The organism is Variovorax sp. 10L421, assembly GCF_056395365.1.
Genome location: NZ_JBFTJJ010000013.1, coordinates 20,317 through 36,691 on the forward strand (window position 1 = coordinate 20,317; position 16,375 = coordinate 36,691).

19 protein-coding genes are annotated in these 16,375 nt (G+C 65.0%); 11 read left to right on the forward strand and 8 right to left on the reverse strand.

Annotated elements, in window-relative coordinates:
• Positions 1 to 30 precede the first annotated feature (30 nt).
• The gene (locus AC1DFC_RS17605; protein ID WP_007834237.1) at positions 31 to 1,815 is read right to left on the reverse strand and encodes an acetolactate synthase 3 catalytic subunit; all 1,785 of its coding nucleotides are present in this window, start codon (positions 1,813 to 1,815) and stop codon (positions 31 to 33) included.
• A gap of 294 nt (positions 1,816 to 2,109) precedes the next feature.
• Between AC1DFC_RS17605 and AC1DFC_RS17610 the strand changes: the two genes are divergently transcribed.
• From AC1DFC_RS17610 to AC1DFC_RS17635, 6 genes are read left to right on the forward strand one after another with little or no spacing between them, the layout of a single operon-like run.
• The gene (locus tag AC1DFC_RS17610) at positions 2,110 to 2,676 is read left to right on the forward strand and encodes an RNA polymerase sigma factor (protein ID WP_042673514.1); all 567 of its coding nucleotides are present in this window, start codon (positions 2,110 to 2,112) and stop codon (positions 2,674 to 2,676) included.
• Complete coding sequence (locus tag AC1DFC_RS17615; RefSeq protein WP_007834240.1) at positions 2,673 to 3,098, forward strand: DUF3619 family protein; 426 nt, start codon at positions 2,673 to 2,675, stop codon at positions 3,096 to 3,098. The genes AC1DFC_RS17610 and AC1DFC_RS17615 overlap by 4 nt, the downstream gene beginning before the upstream one ends.
• A 15-nt stretch (positions 3,099 to 3,113) precedes the next feature.
• A complete protein-coding gene (locus AC1DFC_RS17620; protein WP_478179677.1) occupies positions 3,114 to 3,947 on the forward strand; it encodes a DUF3106 domain-containing protein in 834 nt (277 codons plus the stop codon).
• A 13-nt stretch (positions 3,948 to 3,960) separates the two neighbouring features.
• Entirely contained in the window at positions 3,961 to 4,527 is a 567-nt protein-coding gene (locus AC1DFC_RS17625) for an RDD family protein (RefSeq protein WP_413331472.1), read from the forward strand.
• Positions 4,524 to 4,931: a diacylglycerol kinase gene (locus AC1DFC_RS17630; protein ID WP_413331471.1), complete on the forward strand. Its 408-nt coding sequence runs from the start codon at positions 4,524 to 4,526 to the stop codon at positions 4,929 to 4,931. The genes AC1DFC_RS17625 and AC1DFC_RS17630 overlap by 4 nt, the downstream gene beginning before the upstream one ends.
• Before the next feature lie 31 nt (positions 4,932 to 4,962).
• A complete protein-coding gene (locus tag AC1DFC_RS17635; protein ID WP_007834248.1) occupies positions 4,963 to 5,553 on the forward strand; it encodes an LOG family protein in 591 nt (196 codons plus the stop codon).
• A 45-nt stretch (positions 5,554 to 5,598) separates the two neighbouring features.
• Here the strand turns inward: AC1DFC_RS17635 and AC1DFC_RS17640 are convergent, their stop codons facing one another.
• Positions 5,599 to 5,937, reverse strand: a complete 339-nt coding sequence (locus AC1DFC_RS17640; protein WP_007834250.1) for a P-II family nitrogen regulator — start codon at positions 5,935 to 5,937, stop codon at positions 5,599 to 5,601.
• A complete protein-coding gene (locus AC1DFC_RS17645; RefSeq protein WP_007834251.1) occupies positions 5,934 to 7,631 on the reverse strand; it encodes an NAD+ synthase in 1,698 nt (565 codons plus the stop codon). Before AC1DFC_RS17645 ends, AC1DFC_RS17640 begins: the two co-directional genes overlap by 4 nt.
• A gap of 19 nt (positions 7,632 to 7,650) precedes the next feature.
• On the opposite strand from AC1DFC_RS17645, the gene AC1DFC_RS17650 reads away from it, so the two are divergent.
• Together AC1DFC_RS17650 and AC1DFC_RS17655 are read left to right on the forward strand one after the other, a co-directional pair.
• On the forward strand, positions 7,651 to 8,823 hold the full coding sequence (locus tag AC1DFC_RS17650) for a GNAT family N-acetyltransferase (RefSeq protein WP_007834253.1): 1,173 nt from the start codon (positions 7,651 to 7,653) through the stop codon (positions 8,821 to 8,823).
• Positions 8,824 to 8,882: 59 nt separating this feature from the next.
• Positions 8,883 to 9,635 (forward strand): hypothetical protein, encoded by a 753-nt coding sequence (locus AC1DFC_RS17655; protein ID WP_413331469.1) that lies wholly within the window; start codon positions 8,883 to 8,885, stop codon positions 9,633 to 9,635.
• Here AC1DFC_RS17655 and ppa read toward each other — a convergent pair whose 3' ends face one another.
• Positions 9,636 to 10,163 (reverse strand): inorganic diphosphatase, encoded by a 528-nt coding sequence (gene ppa, locus AC1DFC_RS17660; RefSeq protein WP_007834256.1) that lies wholly within the window; start codon positions 10,161 to 10,163, stop codon positions 9,636 to 9,638. It lies immediately after the preceding gene.
• A 254-nt stretch (positions 10,164 to 10,417) separates the two neighbouring features.
• On the opposite strand from ppa, the gene AC1DFC_RS17665 reads away from it, so the two are divergent.
• Positions 10,418 to 12,949 (forward strand): sodium-translocating pyrophosphatase, encoded by a 2,532-nt coding sequence (locus AC1DFC_RS17665; protein WP_478179737.1) that lies wholly within the window; start codon positions 10,418 to 10,420, stop codon positions 12,947 to 12,949.
• Between the two features lies 1 nt (position 12,950).
• Positions 12,951 to 13,319 carry a nuclear transport factor 2 family protein gene (locus AC1DFC_RS17670; protein WP_007836718.1) on the forward strand — a complete coding sequence of 123 codons (369 nt, stop codon included), beginning with the start codon at positions 12,951 to 12,953 and terminating at the stop codon, positions 13,317 to 13,319.
• A gap of 10 nt (positions 13,320 to 13,329) precedes the next feature.
• Here the strand turns inward: AC1DFC_RS17670 and AC1DFC_RS17675 are convergent, their stop codons facing one another.
• Positions 13,330 to 13,959 carry a TetR/AcrR family transcriptional regulator gene (locus AC1DFC_RS17675; protein ID WP_007836717.1) on the reverse strand — a complete coding sequence of 210 codons (630 nt, stop codon included), beginning with the start codon at positions 13,957 to 13,959 and terminating at the stop codon, positions 13,330 to 13,332.
• A gap of 125 nt (positions 13,960 to 14,084) precedes the next feature.
• On the opposite strand from AC1DFC_RS17675, the gene AC1DFC_RS17680 reads away from it, so the two are divergent.
• Positions 14,085 to 14,927: a metal-dependent hydrolase gene (locus AC1DFC_RS17680; RefSeq protein ID WP_413331467.1), complete on the forward strand. Its 843-nt coding sequence runs from the start codon at positions 14,085 to 14,087 to the stop codon at positions 14,925 to 14,927.
• Positions 14,928 to 14,940: 13 nt separating this feature from the next.
• Here AC1DFC_RS17680 and AC1DFC_RS17685 read toward each other — a convergent pair whose 3' ends face one another.
• The 3 genes from AC1DFC_RS17685 to AC1DFC_RS17695 form a co-directional block, all read right to left on the reverse strand.
• The gene (locus AC1DFC_RS17685) at positions 14,941 to 15,528 is read right to left on the reverse strand and encodes a hypothetical protein (RefSeq protein ID WP_007836715.1); all 588 of its coding nucleotides are present in this window, start codon (positions 15,526 to 15,528) and stop codon (positions 14,941 to 14,943) included.
• 250 nt (positions 15,529 to 15,778) lie between these two features.
• Entirely contained in the window at positions 15,779 to 16,009 is a 231-nt protein-coding gene (locus tag AC1DFC_RS17690) for a hypothetical protein (RefSeq protein WP_007836713.1), read from the reverse strand.
• Complete coding sequence (locus tag AC1DFC_RS17695; RefSeq protein WP_413313150.1) at positions 15,996 to 16,367, reverse strand: hypothetical protein; 372 nt, start codon at positions 16,365 to 16,367, stop codon at positions 15,996 to 15,998. Before AC1DFC_RS17695 ends, AC1DFC_RS17690 begins: the two co-directional genes overlap by 14 nt.
• Positions 16,368 to 16,375 lie beyond the last annotated feature (8 nt).

Sequence of the window (16,375 nt, forward strand, 5' to 3'; positions counted from 1 at the left end):
AGGTTGAGCGAGAGAAAAATGCCCCGCGGATCAGAGATCCTCGGAACCCATCAGCATCTCGGTGATGCCCATGCCGGCCTTCACCATCGGGAACACGTTCTCGGTGGGGTCGGTGCGGAAGTCCATGAACACCGTGCGGTCCTTGAGCTTACGTGCTTCGCGCAGCGCGGGCTCCACGTCTTGTGGACGCTCGATCAGCATGCCGACATGGCCATAGGCCTCGGCGAGCTTCACGAAGTTGGGCAGTGCGTCCATGTAGCTGTGGCTGTAGCGGCCGGAGTATTCGATCTCCTGCCACTGGCGCACCATGCCCAGGTAGCGGTTGTTGAGCGAGCAGATCTTGATCGGCGTGTTGTATTGCAGGCAGGTGGAGAGTTCCTGGATGCACATCTGCACCGAGCCTTCGCCGGTGATGGTGAACACTTCCGAATCGGGCTTCGCGAGCTTGATGCCCATGGCGTAGGGAATGCCCACGCCCATGGTGCCCAGGCCACCCGAATTGATCCAGCGGCGCGGCTCGTCGAAGCGGTAGTACTGGGCAGCCCACATCTGGTGCTGGCCCACGTCCGACGTGATGTACGCGTCGGCGTCCTTGGTCATGTTCCAGAGGGTCTCGACCACGTACTGCGGCTTGATCACGTCCTTGTTGCCGCGGTCGTACTTGAGGCAGTCGCGCGAGCGCCAGGCTTCGATGGTCTTCCACCAGTCGGCCAGCGCGCCGGCGTCGGGCTTGGTGGTGCTCTCGCGGATCATCGAGATCAGCTCGGTGAGCACGTCCTTCACGTCGCCGACGATCGGGATGTCGACCTTCACGCGCTTGGAAATGCTCGACGGGTCGATGTCGACGTGGATGATCTTGCGTTCGTTCTGCGCGAAGTGCTTGGGGTTGCCGATCACGCGGTCGTCGAAGCGCGCGCCCACGGCCAGCAGCACGTCGCAGTTCTGCATCGCGTTGTTGGCTTCGATGGTGCCGTGCATACCCAGCATGCCGAGGAACTTGCGGTCGCTCGCCGGATAGGCGCCCAGGCCCATCAGCGTATTCGTGACCGGATACCCGAGCATGTCGACCAGCGTGCGCAGCTCGTTGGTGGCGTTGCCCAGCAGCACGCCACCGCCGGTGTAGATGTAGGGACGCTTCGCGGCCAGCAGCAATTGCAGCGCCTTGCGGATCTGTCCGCCGTGGCCTTTGCGGACCGGGTTGTACGAGCGCATCTCGACCTTGTCGGGATAGCCTGCATAAGGCGTTTTCTTGAACGAAACGTCCTTGGGCACATCCACCACCACCGGGCCGGGACGGCCGCTGCGTGCGATGTGGAAGGCCTTCTTCATCGTCATGGCCAGATCCTTGGGATCCTTGACGAGGAAGTTGTGCTTGACGATGGGACGGGTGATGCCGACCGTGTCGCATTCCTGGAAGGCGTCGAGGCCGATGGCGGCCGTCGGCACCTGGCCCGAGATGATCACCATCGGGATCGAGTCCATGTACGCCGTCGCGATGCCGGTGACCGCATTGGTCAGGCCAGGACCGGAGGTGACCAGCGCCACGCCGACGTCGCCGGTGGCGCGCGCATAGCCGTCGGCCGCGTGGACGGCAGCCTGCTCGTGGCGTACCAGCACGTGCTGGATGGTGTCCTGCTTGTAGAACGCGTCGTAGATGTAGAGAACCGCGCCGCCCGGGTAGCCCCAGACGTACCGGACGCCTTCGGCCTGTAGTGCCTTGACCAGCACTTCAGCGCCCATGAGTTCTTGCGTCGGGTTGCCTGCGCCTGAGGACGCGGCTGCTGCGGAAGCGATTTCCGCCTTGGAGATTTCCATGATCAACCTTTGTGTTATTTCGGGAACGAAATACCTTGGGTGCCCCTTGCCAACCCTTGTGGGGCCGCGCCAGGACTTGAGGCCAAAGCCATGGGCGGACTGATGTTCCGCCGGACCGTGACCCGTTTGCCTTTTGACTTGCAAGGCGAATTATGACATTTCTGGGCGTTCAGATTCGCTTCAGCTGCCCTGTAAAGCCACAAAGGCATAATCCGCGGCGATAAACACACATGCGACTTACGCAATCGCCAGACCCCTTTTCCCATGCGGCGCGCCTTTCGCGCCCCCTCTCGCTTGGCCACTGAACAAGAACTCTCCGACTTCCTGAAAAGCGTCGAACGGCGCGCTTTCAAGCGCTCGGTCTACCACGTGCGGGATGAAGAAGCTGCGCTCGATATCGTGCAGGACAGCATGATGAAGCTGGCGCAGCACTACGGTGACAAGCCCCCGGCCGAGTTGCCGATGCTGTTCCAGCGCATCCTGTCGAACTGCACGCTCGACTGGTTCCGCCGCCAGAAAACCCGGCGTGCCCTGTTCTCCAACCTCAGCGATTTCGAATCGATCGACGACGACGGAGATTTCGACCTGCTGGAGAACTTCGTCTCGCCGACCGACTCTAGGGAATCGGAGAGTGCCGAAGACACGACCCGCCGCGCCCAGGTCTTCCACGAAATCGAGGAACAGATCGCGGCACTGCCGGGTCGTCAACGCGAGGCTTTCCTGATGCGTTACTGGGAGGAAATGGACGTCGCAGAGACGGCCGCTGCGATGGGCTGCTCCGAGGGCAGCGTCAAAACCCATTGTTCGCGAGCCGTTCACGCTCTGAGCAAGGCGCTCAAGGCCAAGGGAATATCGCTATGAACACTAAGGTTCCAACATCAACTTCCAGCACCGCCGAAGACCAGTTCGGTCAGCGCGTGATTGCCCGCCTTTCGGCCGGCAATCGGGAGTTGCCGCACGACATCGGCGAACGGCTTCGCGTGGCGCGCGCACAGGCCGTGGCCGCGCGCAAGCTGCCTCCGCAGCTGCGAACCGCGACTGTGGCGGTGCAGTCGGGTCATACGCTCACGATGGGTGGCAGCTGGTGGACCCGCATCGGCTCCGTGGTGCCGCTGATCGCACTCGTGGCCGGCCTGATCGCCATCAGCGCGATGCAGGAGGACGATCGCGCCAGCGAACTGGCCGAAGTGGATTCCGCGCTGCTGACGGGCGACCTGCCGCCCGCCGCCTACACCGACCCCGGTTTCGCTCAATTCCTGAAGGCCGACAGCGCCTCCGACTGAACCCTCACCAACCGAATGCGACGCCGCTCCATCTCCAGCGCGAACACTACCCATCCGTTGCGCCCGCTCCAGGCGGGCGTAGTCGTTTGGGCGGGTACGCTTGCGGTCGCAGCCTTCGGCCTGACGCTCGCCAACGCCCAGCCCCCCACCGAGGCGGCGGTCAAGGGCTCGACCCCGGCAAGTTCCGCGTCTGCCACCAGCCCGAAGGCCGTCTCGACCACAAGGCCACTCTGGAGCGAACTCACGGCCGAGCAGCAGCAGGCCCTCAAGCCGCTCAGCGTTCACTGGAACACGCTGAACGTCGGCCAGAAAAGGAAATGGCTGGCGCTGTCTCGCAACTACGCGAGCATGTCGACCGAAGATCAATCCACCCTGCACAGCCGCATGATCGAATGGGCTGCCCTGAGCAATCAGCAACGTGCGCAGGCTCGCCTGAACTTCGCCGAGGTCAAGCGCATTTCACCCGACGAGCGCAAAGTCAAATGGGAGCAGTACCAAGCCTTGAGCGAGGAAGAAAAGCGCAAGCTTGCGGAACGCGCCCCACCCAAGCCACGCGGGGCAGCCATTCCCGTTCGGCCGGTTTCGTCCCAGAAGCTCGTGCCGGTGCCGGCCGTCACGCCTGCAGGGCAGCACACGCCCAGAATCCTGCTGGCACCGCCGCCCCCGGCCGTGCCCGCAACGATCCTGGTGGCCTCGCCGCCGGAGCGAGCCCCCGCGGTCACGACGCCGGCGGTTTCCGTCACGCCTGCGCCCCCGGCGCCAGCCAGCGCCACGTCCGCGCCGGTTCCGGCGGAAGCCCAGGTACCGGCGCCGTCTTCTGGGGCCGAGGCACCTCCCTCTGCCCCCTGATCCCAAGGCTCCGATGGTTTCCAGCTCCCCCGAGGCGTCGGGCTCCGATCAGGCCGCCTCGCAGATTCCTCCAGCAACCCACGCTCCTGTTTCGATAGTGCCGGGCCTCTGGCGCCGCATGGCCTGCTGGCTCTATGAGGGCATGCTGCTGTTCGCCGTGGTGTTCGTTTCAGGCTGGCTCTTCAGCACGCTGGGCCAGATGCGCGACGCCATGGATTCACGGCGCCATCTTTTTCAGGCTTTTCTTTTCGTGGTGTTCGGCGTGTACTTCGTCTGGTTCTGGACCAAGGGCCAGACCCTCGCCATGAAGACCTGGAACATCCGCATCGTCGATGCACACGGACGGCCTGTCAGCCAGCGCCGGGCGTTGGCGCGCTACCTGCTGAGCTGGGTCTGGTTTCTGCCGCCGCTGGCCGCCATTGCGCCGTTCAAGCTGTCGGGCGGCGAATCGACCGTCCTGATTTTCGGCTGGGTCGCCGTCTGGGCGCTGCTGGCGCGTTTTCACCCCGAGCGCCAGTTCTGGCACGACGCCTGGGCCGGTACACGGCTCATCACCTCCAAACCGATGAGTCGCCGATGAGTGCCTTGCCCAAGCTCCCCGATCCCTCCGTCAATCCGCAGAAAGCCCGCAAGGGCCTCGAACGGGTCTGGCATGCCGCGCTGATTTCTCTGCACGGCCTGCGCGCCGGCTGGAGCGAGCCCGCTTTCCGCCAGGAAGCCATCATGTCGATCGTGATGATCCCGGCCGCCTTCTGGCTCGGACACGGCTGGACCGAGGTGGCGCTGCTCGCGGGCAGCGCGATCCTGGTGATGATCGTCGAGCTGCTCAACACCGCCGTCGAAGCAGCCATCGACCGCATCGGGCCCGAGTGGCACGACCTCTCCAAGCGCGCCAAGGACATGGGCAGCGCCGCGGTGCTGCTTTCGCTCACGCTTTGCGGGGGCATCTGGGCGGCGGCGTTGTGGCAACGATTCGTGTCATGAGCAGGCCTGCGGGCTGCGGCATGATGGCAGGATGAATCCTGAATTTTCGATTTGCGTGTATTGCGGCTCGCGCCCCGGCGAGCGCCCCGAGTTTTCCCAGGCCGCACAAGCGGTCGGCCAATGGATCGGCCGGCATGGCGGCCAACTGGTCTATGGCGGCGGCCGCACCGGCCTGATGGGCACGGTGGCCGAGGCCACCCGCCTCGCCGGCGGCCGCGTGGTCGGCATTATCCCCAAGGCACTGGTCGACAAAGAACTGGCCAACCCGCTGTGCGATGAACTGCATGTGGTCGACACCATGCACGAGCGCAAGGCCATGATGGGCGAGCGCGCCGACGCCTTTGTCGCCCTGCCGGGCGGCATCGGCACCTTCGAGGAACTGTTCGAGATCTGGACCTGGCGCCAGCTCGGCTATCACGACAAGCCGACCGGCATCCTCAACACCGCCGGCTATTACGACGGCCTGCTGGGCTTCCTGGCGCACAGCGTGCGCGAAGGCTTCATGGGCGAATGGCAGATGGAACTGATCCGCACCGGTACCGACGTGCCCGAACTGCTCACGGCGCTGCGCGCCGAAGTGCCGCTCCACCCGCGCGAAGACAGGCTGTCGGAAAACCTCTAAGGCGCGCGGTTCGAAAAAAGGCCCCCGTTGCCGGAGGCTTTTGCTTCAGACTGCGTTCTCGTTTTCTTCGCCGGTGCGGATCCGCACGATGCGCTCCACGTCCGTCACGAAAATCTTCCCGTCGCCAATCTTCCCGGTGCGCGCCGAGCTGACGATGGCCTCGATGCAGCGTTCCACATCGGCCTCGTTGACGACAACTTCCACCTTCATCTTGGGCAGGAAGTCGACCACGTATTCGGCGCCGCGGTAGAGCTCGGTGTGCCCCTTCTGGCGGCCGAAGCCCTTGACCTCGGTGACGGTCAGTCCGGTAACGCCCACTTCGGCCAAGGCCTCGCGCACGTCCTCGAGCTTGAAGGGTTTGACGATGGCGGTGATCTGCTTCATGGTTTTTGCGCTCCGGCGGTTTCGTTGAATTTGCTGGTGATAGGGTAACGCCAATCCTTGCCGAAGCTTCGGTGGGTGACCCGGATGCCTACCGGCGCCTGACGCCGCTTGTATTCGTTGATCCTGATGAGCCGCGCAACCCGCTCGACCACCGCGCGGTCGTAGCCCGCGGCAATGATCTCGTCGATGCCTTCGTCGTCCTGCATGTAGCGTGCCAGGATGCCGTCAAGGATGTCGTAGGGCGGCAGGCTGTCCTGGTCGGTCTGATCGGGGCGCAGCTCGGCGCTGGGAGGCCGCGTGATGATCCGCTCGGGGATCGGCGCCGCCCCCATGCCGTACGGATCGTGGGCATTGCGCCAGCGCGCCAGCGCAAACACGGTGGTCTTGAGCAGGTCCTTGATGACCGCGAAACCGCCCGCCATGTCGCCGTAGAGTGTGCAGTAGCCGGTGGCCATCTCGCTCTTGTTGCCCGTAGTGAGCACGATGGCGCCGAACTTGTTCGACAGCCCCATCAGCAGCGTGCCGCGGATGCGGGCCTGGATGTTTTCCTCCGCCGTGTCTTCGGGCCGGCCCTTGAATTCCTCTGCCAGCGCATCCTTGAAGGATTCGAAGGTGTGCTTGATCGAAATCTCGTCGTAGCGCACGCCCAGGCGGCCGGCCATGTCGCGCGCATCGATCCAGCTGATGTCGGCGGTATAAGGCGAAGGCATCATCACCGCGCGAACCTTGTCCTTGCCCAGTGCATCGACCGCGATCGCAAGCACCAATGCGGAGTCGATACCGCCCGAAAGCCCCAGGATGGCGCCCGGAAAACCGTTCTTGCCGACGTAGTCGCGCACGCCCAGCACCAGTGCGTCCCAGAGCTGTGCTTCGGCGTCGCGCGGGGGTGCGATGGCAGCCGGCTCGGCCACGAAGCCGACGCTGCCCCGGGGCGTGCGCTCCAGCTGCGCGAAGACCAGCTTCTCCCGGAAGCTCTCCGCCTGCATGGCGGTGGTGCCATCGGCCTGCAGCGCGAACGAAGCGCCATCGAACACCACCTCGTCCTGCCCGCCGACCAGGTGCGCATACACCAGCGGCAGCCCCACGGCACGCGCTCGGTCGGCCATGCGCGCGACGCGCTCGCCCTCCTTGCCCACGTGATAGGGCGAGGCGTTGATCACGGCCAGCACCTCGGCGCCGGCGTCGCGGGCCAGCTCGGCCGGCTGGTCGAACCAGGCGTCCTCGCAGATCAGCAGTCCAACGGAAACCCCGCCCGCCTCGAACACGCAAGTGCCCTGCCCCGGCGTGAAATACCGGCGCTCGTCGAACACCTGGTAGTTCGGCAGTTCGCGCTTGGCGTAGGTTTCGAGGATGCGGCCTTCCTTGATGACGCTGGCCGCGTTGTGGCGCATTTGCACGGCCACCGAGCGACTGCGCAGGCTGCCGCCGGTTGGATGCCCCACCACCACGACCATGTCTTTGAGGTCGGCCAGAGCGGCAGCAATGCCTTTCACGGCATCATCACAGGCTTCGGTGAAGGCGGGACGGAGGAACAGGTCCTCCGCCGCATAGCCTGCAATCGAGAGTTCGGGCGTCAACAAGAGACGCGCGCCCTGTGCATGGGCCTGGCGCGCGGCGTCGACGATCTTTTTCGCGTTGCCGGCGAGGTCGCCCACCACAAAATTGAGTTGCGCGATGGCGAGCTTGAGCGTCATACAGAAGGAAGAAAAAGGCTTGAACGATTATGTCATTCGGGTTCTGTCGTCGCCGTCGGACCTGAGCCCGGAAGCATGGAACGCGCTGCTGGCCGCCGAGGCCGAGCCCTCGCCTTTCATGCGCCACGAATACCTTGCGGCGCTGAATGACAGCCGCAGCGCCTCGCCGGACAGCGGATGGGTGCCGCAGTTCGTCACGCTGTGGCAAGGTGAGCAGTTGCAGGCGGCGTGCCCGTTCTACATCAAGGACCATTCGTACGGCGAGTACGTGTTCGACTGGGCCTGGGCCAACGCCTACGAGCAGCACGGGCTGGCCTACTACCCGAAGGCCGTGGTTGCAGTGCCTTTCACGCCCGTGCCCGGCGCGCGGCTGCTGGCGCGCGATGCGCAGAGCCGCACATTGCTGGTGCAGGGGCTCGTCGCGCTGTGCAAACAGGAGGAACTGTCGTCGCTGCACCTGCTGTTCGGCGCCGAGGCGGACATCGCCGCCTGCGTCGAAGCCGGCCTGATGCTGCGCAACACCGTGCAATTCCACTGGACGAACACGGCACCCTCGGCCGGCACCGGCTACGCGGACTTCGACGCCTTCCTCGCCAGCCTCTCCCACGACAAGCGCAAGAAGATCCGCCAGGAGCGCCGCAAGGTGGCCGACGCGGGCGTGAGCTTCCGCTGGTCGCGCGGCGCCGACATCTCGAAGGCCGATTGGGACTTTTTCTACCGCTGCTACGAACGCACCTACCGCGAGCATGGCAACCCGCCCTACCTCACGCGCGACTTCTTCCGGCGCATGGCCGACACCATGCCCGAAGCCTGGCTGCTGTTCATCGCCGAGCGCAACGGCAAGCCGATGGCCGCCAGCCTGATCGCCCTCTCGACGCAGTCCGACAGGCCGTTGGTCGCCTATGGCCGCTACTGGGGTGCGCTGGAGCGCGTCGACTGCCTGCATTTCGAGGCCTGCTACTACCAGCCGCTAGCCTGGTGCATCGAACATGGTGCCCAGCGCTTCGAGGGCGGCGCCCAGGGCGAGCACAAGATGGCGCGCGCGCTGATGCCGGTGAAGACCACCAGTGCCCACTGGCTGGCGCATCCCTCGTTCGCCGATGCAGTCGAGCGCTTCCTGGAGCGCGAGGGTGCGGGCATCGAGAACTACATGGACCACCTGGGCGAGCGCAGCCCCTTCAGGTCCGCCTGAGTTGTGCCATTCGGGGCTGCTATAAAGGCGCCCGATTCGACAATAACACAAAGAAACCAATGCCATTCTTCGGACTGGGGCTGCACGTCCTCATTGCGCTGTTCTTTGCCGTGCATGCAATGCGCCACGGCAAGCAGATGTACTGGCTCATCATCCTTTTCAGCTTCCCGCTGCTGGGCAGCATCGTGTACTTCATGGTCGAGTATCTGCCCGCTTCGCGCATGCAGCGCACCGCGGGGAAGGTGGCGAACGCGGCCATCGGCTTCATCGATCCCGAGCGCGAATACCGCGCGGCCACCGAGGCCTACGACCTCGCGCCTACGGCGCAGAACAAGCTGCGCCTTGCCAAGGCCGCGCTCGACAAGGGCCAGGCCGCCGATGCCGTCGGCCACTACCGCGACGCGCTGAAGGGTCCGCTCGCCTCCGATCCCGAATTGCAGTTCGGCCTCGCCAGCGCGCTGATGGCCGCAGGCAGCCCTTCGGCGGGTCGTGACGCACTGCAGGCCTTGCAGACCCTGCGCAGCACGCGCGACGATTACCGCAACGACGAAGTCGCCGTGCTGACGGCCCGCGCACTGGCGGCCGACGGGCGCAACACGGAAGCGCGCGAAGCCTTCGAAGCCGCATTGAGCAAATACAACACGGTCGAGGCGCGCGCAAGCTATGTGGTCTGGCTGGCGCAGCAAGGCGACGCCGCTGCGGCGCAGCGCCAATGGGACGAACTCCAGCAGGCCGCGCGCCACTGGAACTCGCACGCCAGGTCGGTCAACCGCGAGTGGATGCGGCAGGCTGGCGATGCGGTCCGGGGCTGACTACTTCTTGTAGGCGGCGATGCCGTCCAGGACTTCCTTCTTGGCGGCGTCGATGCCTTCCCAGCCCAGCACCTTGACCCACTTGCCGGCTTCCAGGTCCTTGTAGTGCTCGAAGAAGTGGCTGATGGCCTTCAGGCGCATCGGGTTCACGTCGTCGACTGACTTCCAGTGGCTGTAGATCGGCAGCACCTTGTCGGTGGGCACGGCCAGCACCTTGCCGTCGACGCCGGCCTCGTCTTCCATCATCAGGATGCCCAAGGGGCGGCACGGCACCACCACGCCCGGCAGCAGTGGGTATGGGGCAATCACCAGCACGTCCACCGGGTCGCCATCGCCCGACAGGGTCTGCGGCACGTAGCCGTAGTTGGCCGGGTAGTACATGGCCGTCGTCATGAAGCGGTCGACGAAGATCGCGCCGGATTCCTTGTCGACTTCGTACTTGATCGGATCGGCGTTCATCGGGATTTCGATCACGACGTTGAAGGCATCGGGGACGTTCTTGCCGGGGGAAACTTTGTCGAAGGACATGACGTTTTTCGAGTAGTTGAAAAGTATGAGAGGGATGGGGACAAACCCGGAGTTTACTTTCCGCGTCACCGACCCGTCGCACGCACGCTCGTTTTTGCCTGTAAATTGCAACCGTTGGCCAATCGGCTCCGCACCCCAGGTGCAGCGAGCTTCGAGGAAGCAACGCGGCGGAAAACATGGTCCCGTACGCGTTGCACGCAGGGCCCATGCTGTCCGTCTCCACAAGTCACAACGAACGAATGGAGAAGCAAAGCATGATCGGCAACACCCCCCTGATACTGGCCATCGTCTGCGGCCTCGTGGCCGTGGCCTACGGTTTCTGGGCCCGAAGTTGGATTCTCGCGAAGGACCCGGGCAACGCCCGCATGCAGGAGATCGCGGCGGCCATCCAGGCCGGCGCCTCTGCCTACCTCGCCAAGCAGTACAGCACCATCGCCGTCGTCGGCGTTGTGCTCGCCATCCTCATCGCCATCTTCCTCGACCTGACCACGGCGGTCGGCTTTATCGTGGGCGCGGTGCTCTCGGGTGCTTGCGGCTTCATCGGCATGAACGTGTCGGTGCGCGCCAATGTGCGCACGGCGCAGGCGGCCACGCACGGGATCGGCCCGGCGCTCGACGTGGCATTCCGCGGCGGCGCCATCACCGGCATGCTGGTGGTGGGGCTGGGCCTGCTGGGCGTGTCGGTCTTCTACTGGGTGCTGTCCGCTGGCGGCATTCCGGCCGGGGCCCACGGCCTCTCGGCCATCCTCAATCCGCTGATCGGCTTTGCCTTCGGCTCCTCGCTGATCTCGATCTTCGCGCGCCTGGGCGGCGGCATCTTCACCAAGGGCGCCGACGTCGGCGCCGACCTGGTGGGCAAGGTCGAGGCCGGCATTCCCGAAGACGACCCGCGCAATCCGGCGGTGATCGCGGACAACGTGGGCGACAACGTCGGCGACTGCGCCGGCATGGCGGCCGATCTGTTCGAGACCTACGCCGTGACGCTCATCGCCACCATGGTGCTGGGCGCGCTGATGGTCACGGCGGCGCCGACCAATGCGGTGCTGTATCCGCTGGCGCTGGGCGGCGTGTCGATCATCGCGTCGATCATCGGCTGTTTCTTCGTGAAGGCATCGCCGGGCATGGTCAACGTGATGCCGGCCCTCTACAAGGGCCTCGCCGTGGCGGGCGTGCTGTCGCTGGTCGCGTTCTGGTTCGTCACCAGCTGGCTGATTCCCGACAACGCCATTGCACCGAGCGGCAGCCAGCTCAAGCTGTTCGGCGCCTGCTTCGTCGGCCTTGCGCTGACGGCCGCCCTGGTGTGGATCACCGAGTACTACACCGGCACCCAGTACAAGCCCGTGCAGCACATCGCGCAGGCCTCGACCACTGGCCACGGCACCAACATCATCGCGGGCCTCGGCGTGTCGATGCGCTCGACGGCGTGGCCGGTGATCTTCGTGTGCATCGCGATCCTGGCGTCCTATTCGCTGGCGGGCCTGTTCGGCATCGCAGTGGCGGCCACCTCAATGCTGAGCATGGCCGGCATCGTGGTCGCGCTCGACGCCTACGGCCCCATCACCGACAACGCCGGCGGCATCGCCGAGATGAGCGAGTTGCCCGACAGCGTGCGCGCCGTGACCGATCCGCTCGACGCGGTCGGCAACACCACCAAGGCCGTGACCAAGGGCTACGCCATCGGCTCGGCCGGCCTCGCCTCGCTGGTGCTCTTTGCCGACTACACGCACAAGCTCGAGAGCTTCGGGCTGAACATCAGCTTCAACCTGAGCGACCCGATGGTGATCGTCGGCCTCTTCATCGGCGGCCTGATCCCTTACCTGTTCGGCGCGATGGCGATGGAAGCCGTGGGCCGTGCGGCCGGCGCGGTGGTGGAAGAAGTGCGCCGCCAGTTCCGCGAGATCCCCGGCATCATGGAAGGCACCGGCAAGCCCGAGTACGGCAAGGCCGTGGGCATGCTGACCGGCGCGGCCATCAAGGAAATGATGATCCCCTCGCTGCTGCCGGTGCTGGTGCCGATCATCGTGGGCCTGGTGCTCGGCCCGAAGGCGCTGGGCGGGCTGCTGATGGGCACCATCGTCACCGGCCTGTTCGTCGCGATCAGCATGTGCACCGGCGGCGGCGCCTGGGACAACGCCAAGAAGTACATCGAGGACGGCCACTTCGGCGGCAAGGGCAGCGAGACGCACAAGGCCGCCGTCACCGGCGACACCGTGGGCGACCCCTACAAGGACACTGCCGGCCCGGCGGTGAATCCGCTGATCAAGATCATCAACATCGTGGCGCTGCTGATCGTGCCGCTGGTGGTGAAGTTCCATGCCGGCGATGCGGCGGCGGCGGTACCGACGAAGGTCGAGCAGCCGCCGGCCTCCACGGCGCCCGCTGCCTCGCCCGCCGCCGCTGCCACGCCGTCGACGCCCGCGGCCGTGGTGGCTTCGGGCGCCGTGTCGGCCGCCGAAGCCGCCGCCGTGAAGGTCGAGAACGGCGTGGTCAAGTTCTACTTCGCGAGCGCCAGCGCCGAAGTGGCGCCCAACGCCAGGGAAGCGCTGACCGACGTGATCAAGGCCGTGCAGAGCGGCAGCACCGTGCTCGTGAGTGGTTACCACGATGCGAGCGGCGACCCAGCCAAGAACGCCGAACTTGCCAAGCAGCGCGCGGTGGCCGTGAGCGATGCGCTCAAGGCGCCCGGTGCGCCCGAAGACAAGATCGAGCTCGCCAAGCCCGAGCAATCCCAAGCCGACGGGCCGCCCTCCGAAGCGCGCCGCGTCGAGGTCAAGATAAAGTCCTGAGATGCCCACACCCGCACGACTCGAATCCTTCATCGCCGCCGTCGAAGGCGGCGCGCATGCCAAAGCCATCGAGGACTACTACACGGAAGACGCCACCATGCGCGAGAACCAGGCCGAGCCACGGCGCGGCCGCAGCACGCTGGTGGCGCAGGAGACGGCCGTGCTCGATCGCACCGAAACCGTCACCTCCACCTGCGTGCGTCCGGTGCTCGTGAACGGCGACCATGTGGCGATCCACTGGATCTTCGAGTTCACGTTCAAGGGTGGCGCCAGCATGCGCATGGAGGAAATTGCCTGGCAGCGCTGGGAGGGCGAGCGCATCGCCGAAGAGCAGTTCTTCTACGACCCCGCGCAGCGAAAGCCGGGCTGATTCTCGGCTTCTAGCGCCGGCTCTCGGCCGCCACGGCCCGCACCAGCCGGGTGGCTGGCGCTACCAGCTCCCGCAGGTCCGCAGCGCGATCCTGCTCGATGGCTTGCAGAACGAGTTCATTGATGCCGCCGACCACCGTCATCGCCATCTGGCTCGTCAGATGCACTGCGAGGCCTTCCGCGTCGCCGCTGCTGTTGATCGCCACCTGGATGAAGTTGGCGATCTCGTCGTTCACCCGGCGCCGCACCGCGAGGCCCGGCATGCCCAGGCCGAGGATCTCGACAAACAGCGTGCGCAGCAGCACCGGGTCCTGGGCGAGGTAATCGAAATACGCCGCCATGGCCTGCTCCACCTGCGCATGCCACGGTTGCGCGGGGTCGAAAGCCTCGCTCACCGCCTGCAGCGCGAGCCGGCTGGCGGTTTGGTAGAGCGCGATCAGGCACTCGGTCTTGGTGCTGAAGTGCTCGTAGAAGGTGCGGCGCGACACGGCCGCCTCGCGCACGATGTCGGCAATGGTGGTTTCGGCGTAGCCCTTGGCTGCCACGGCATGCGCCATGCCTTGCAGCAGGCGCGTGTAGTGCTCGCTTCCGGTGCCATCGGCTGACTTGGAAGGCACGGCTGTTTCGACGGCTTCACTCATGAACGGCACATTTTCCTACGTCATGGTACTTGACAGTACCAACTTGCGATTGCACCATGGAGGCAAGTCGGTACGACGATGTACCAACCATTTCAATTCCGTGCTTTTTTCGAGGCTTGTTTTTCATGACTGATCTCGTGGTCCGCCGCCTTCTGATCGATTTGCAATCGCCCTTTGCCCGCGACTGGTGCGGCGGCGACGCATTCTCGACCGCTTTCTTCAACGCCCTGTCGATGAGCTTCCCCTTCGGCGAACAATTCTTCATCGACGCGGTTCGCGATGCCGTCGCCACGCTGCCGACGGAAGTGCAGGAAAAGCATCGCGCCGACGTGCGCGGTTTCATCGGGCAGGAAGCCACGCACCGGCGCATTCATTCGCTCTTCAACAACCACCTCGAAAGCCAGGGCCTGGTGGATGGCTGGACGGCGCGCGCGGGCAAGCGCCTGACGCTGATGGAAGACGCCGACCCGCGCCACGCGCTGGCGGTGACGGCGGCCACCGAGCACTTCACGGCGCTGTTCGCCGAATGGCTGCTGGCCCACCCCGAGATCCTCGACGGCGCCGAGCCCCGGCTGCGCACCATGTGGCTGTGGCACAGCGCCGAAGAACTGGAACACAAGAGCGTGGCCTTCGACATCTACAAGGCCGCAGGCGGCTCCGACGAATGGCGCAAGCGCTGGTTCCGCCGCGTCACGATCATGTTCCTGGGCGACCTGATGCATCAGACCATCGACAACCTGCGCCGCGAAAAGCAGCTGTGGAAATGGTCGACCTGGAAGAGCGCCGTGCGCATCCTGCTGAGCCGCGACGGTCTGCTGCGCGGCAACCTGGCCGGCTGGCGCGGCTACCTGCGCCCGGACTTCCATCCGATGCAGCAGGACAGCAGCCTCTCGGTGCGCTGGCTGGAGGACAACCGCGCACAGTACACACCCGTGGGCGCGACACCCGAGGCAGCGGCCGCGGGTTGACCGGCAAGAAAGCTCAGTAGAAGTTGGCGCGTTGCGGCGCACCGCCGCCGGCCTGCTGGTGTTCGGGGCGCAGCGCCAGGTCGTGCAGGGTGTCGAAATCGGACGGAGCATCCGGCACGCGCATCACCACTTCCAGCTCGTGCATCGAAGTGACCCAGCGGCCGGCCGGCGATTCGGCAGGCTCGTCGTTGGCGAAAACGCCGTCGCGGATGTAGAGGGTCTCGCCCTCGGGGCGCTCGGCATGCAGCTCGATCAGGCGCGCGATGGAGAAGTTGTACGTCACGAGCTTTTCGCGCGTCTTGCGGTCCTTGCCGCCGCAATTGAACGAGCCTTCCGCGGCAATGACGATACAGGAGCCGTCCACGCCTCCGTCCATCTCGATCTCGTTGCCCGAACGCCAGATGGCGTTGGGCAGGCGCACGCGCACCTTATCGATCACGAGGTCGCGCTGCTTGTTCAGGCTGCCAAGAGGCGGCACCAGCGAGCGCAATTGGCGCAGGCGCTCGGCGAAGTTGTCGTCCATCAGGAATTCGACATGGTGCGTGGCGCTGCCGGAGGAGCGCTTGACCACCTGAATGACCACGTGGCGCGACTTAGCCATGGCAGAACCCCTTTGCAAGCGTTGAATTCCATGTCCCGCGAGGGGCGTCGACGGCGTGGCTGCAATTCATTGGAAATCGGCTACAAATTAGAACTTTTGAATTCATGCAATCACTTGCATCATTTGTTTCTAACTGTATAACGATTGGCGGCAATGGGGAAGGCCAATTCGTGACTTATGCACGCGGAAATGTCTCCAAAGTGCCTCCCTGATGTGCTAGCAGGGTGTCTCTAACGGACTCGGTCAATACCTACTCAAGGGATTCGTCGAGCGCCTTGCACGAAGGCGCGCAAACGGTCTGGGACTTGCCCAGCACCTGGCGGGTGCGCAACTGCGAGCGCACGCGGTGCTTGCCGCACATGAAGCACGACATGGTCGCGCCACTGAACGACGCCGACGCGCGGAACGGCGAACCGGGCGTCTTCGATTTGTAACGTAGGCCGTCCGCCACCACTGCCGTCTTCACTTCACCCTTCGCCATGCGTCTTGTCCTTGCTATTCGGTTCGGCACGGCGCATCGCGCGTGCAATGGCTTCCCGGGCACTGGTTTCAGCCGCCAGGGAAGCGTCCAACGCCGAGCGGCAAAGCCCGGCGTACTGGTAGTTGAGGTTCTCATACACCTCGGCCGCGGCCGGATAGGCATCGAGCAGGCGGCCGAGCTCGGCGCCCTGCTCGACATCCTCGAACTCATGCACGAGGTGTTCGACCACGGAACGGTACTGCTCTGCGCCGACGGGCACAGCGCTGTGTTCAAGCTTTTCCAGCAGTTGTGCCAACACGTGGGTCACTGCCAGATCGGTCTTGGGAGACGGATTATCGGTCGTGTTCATGGTTTGCATCTGGGGGC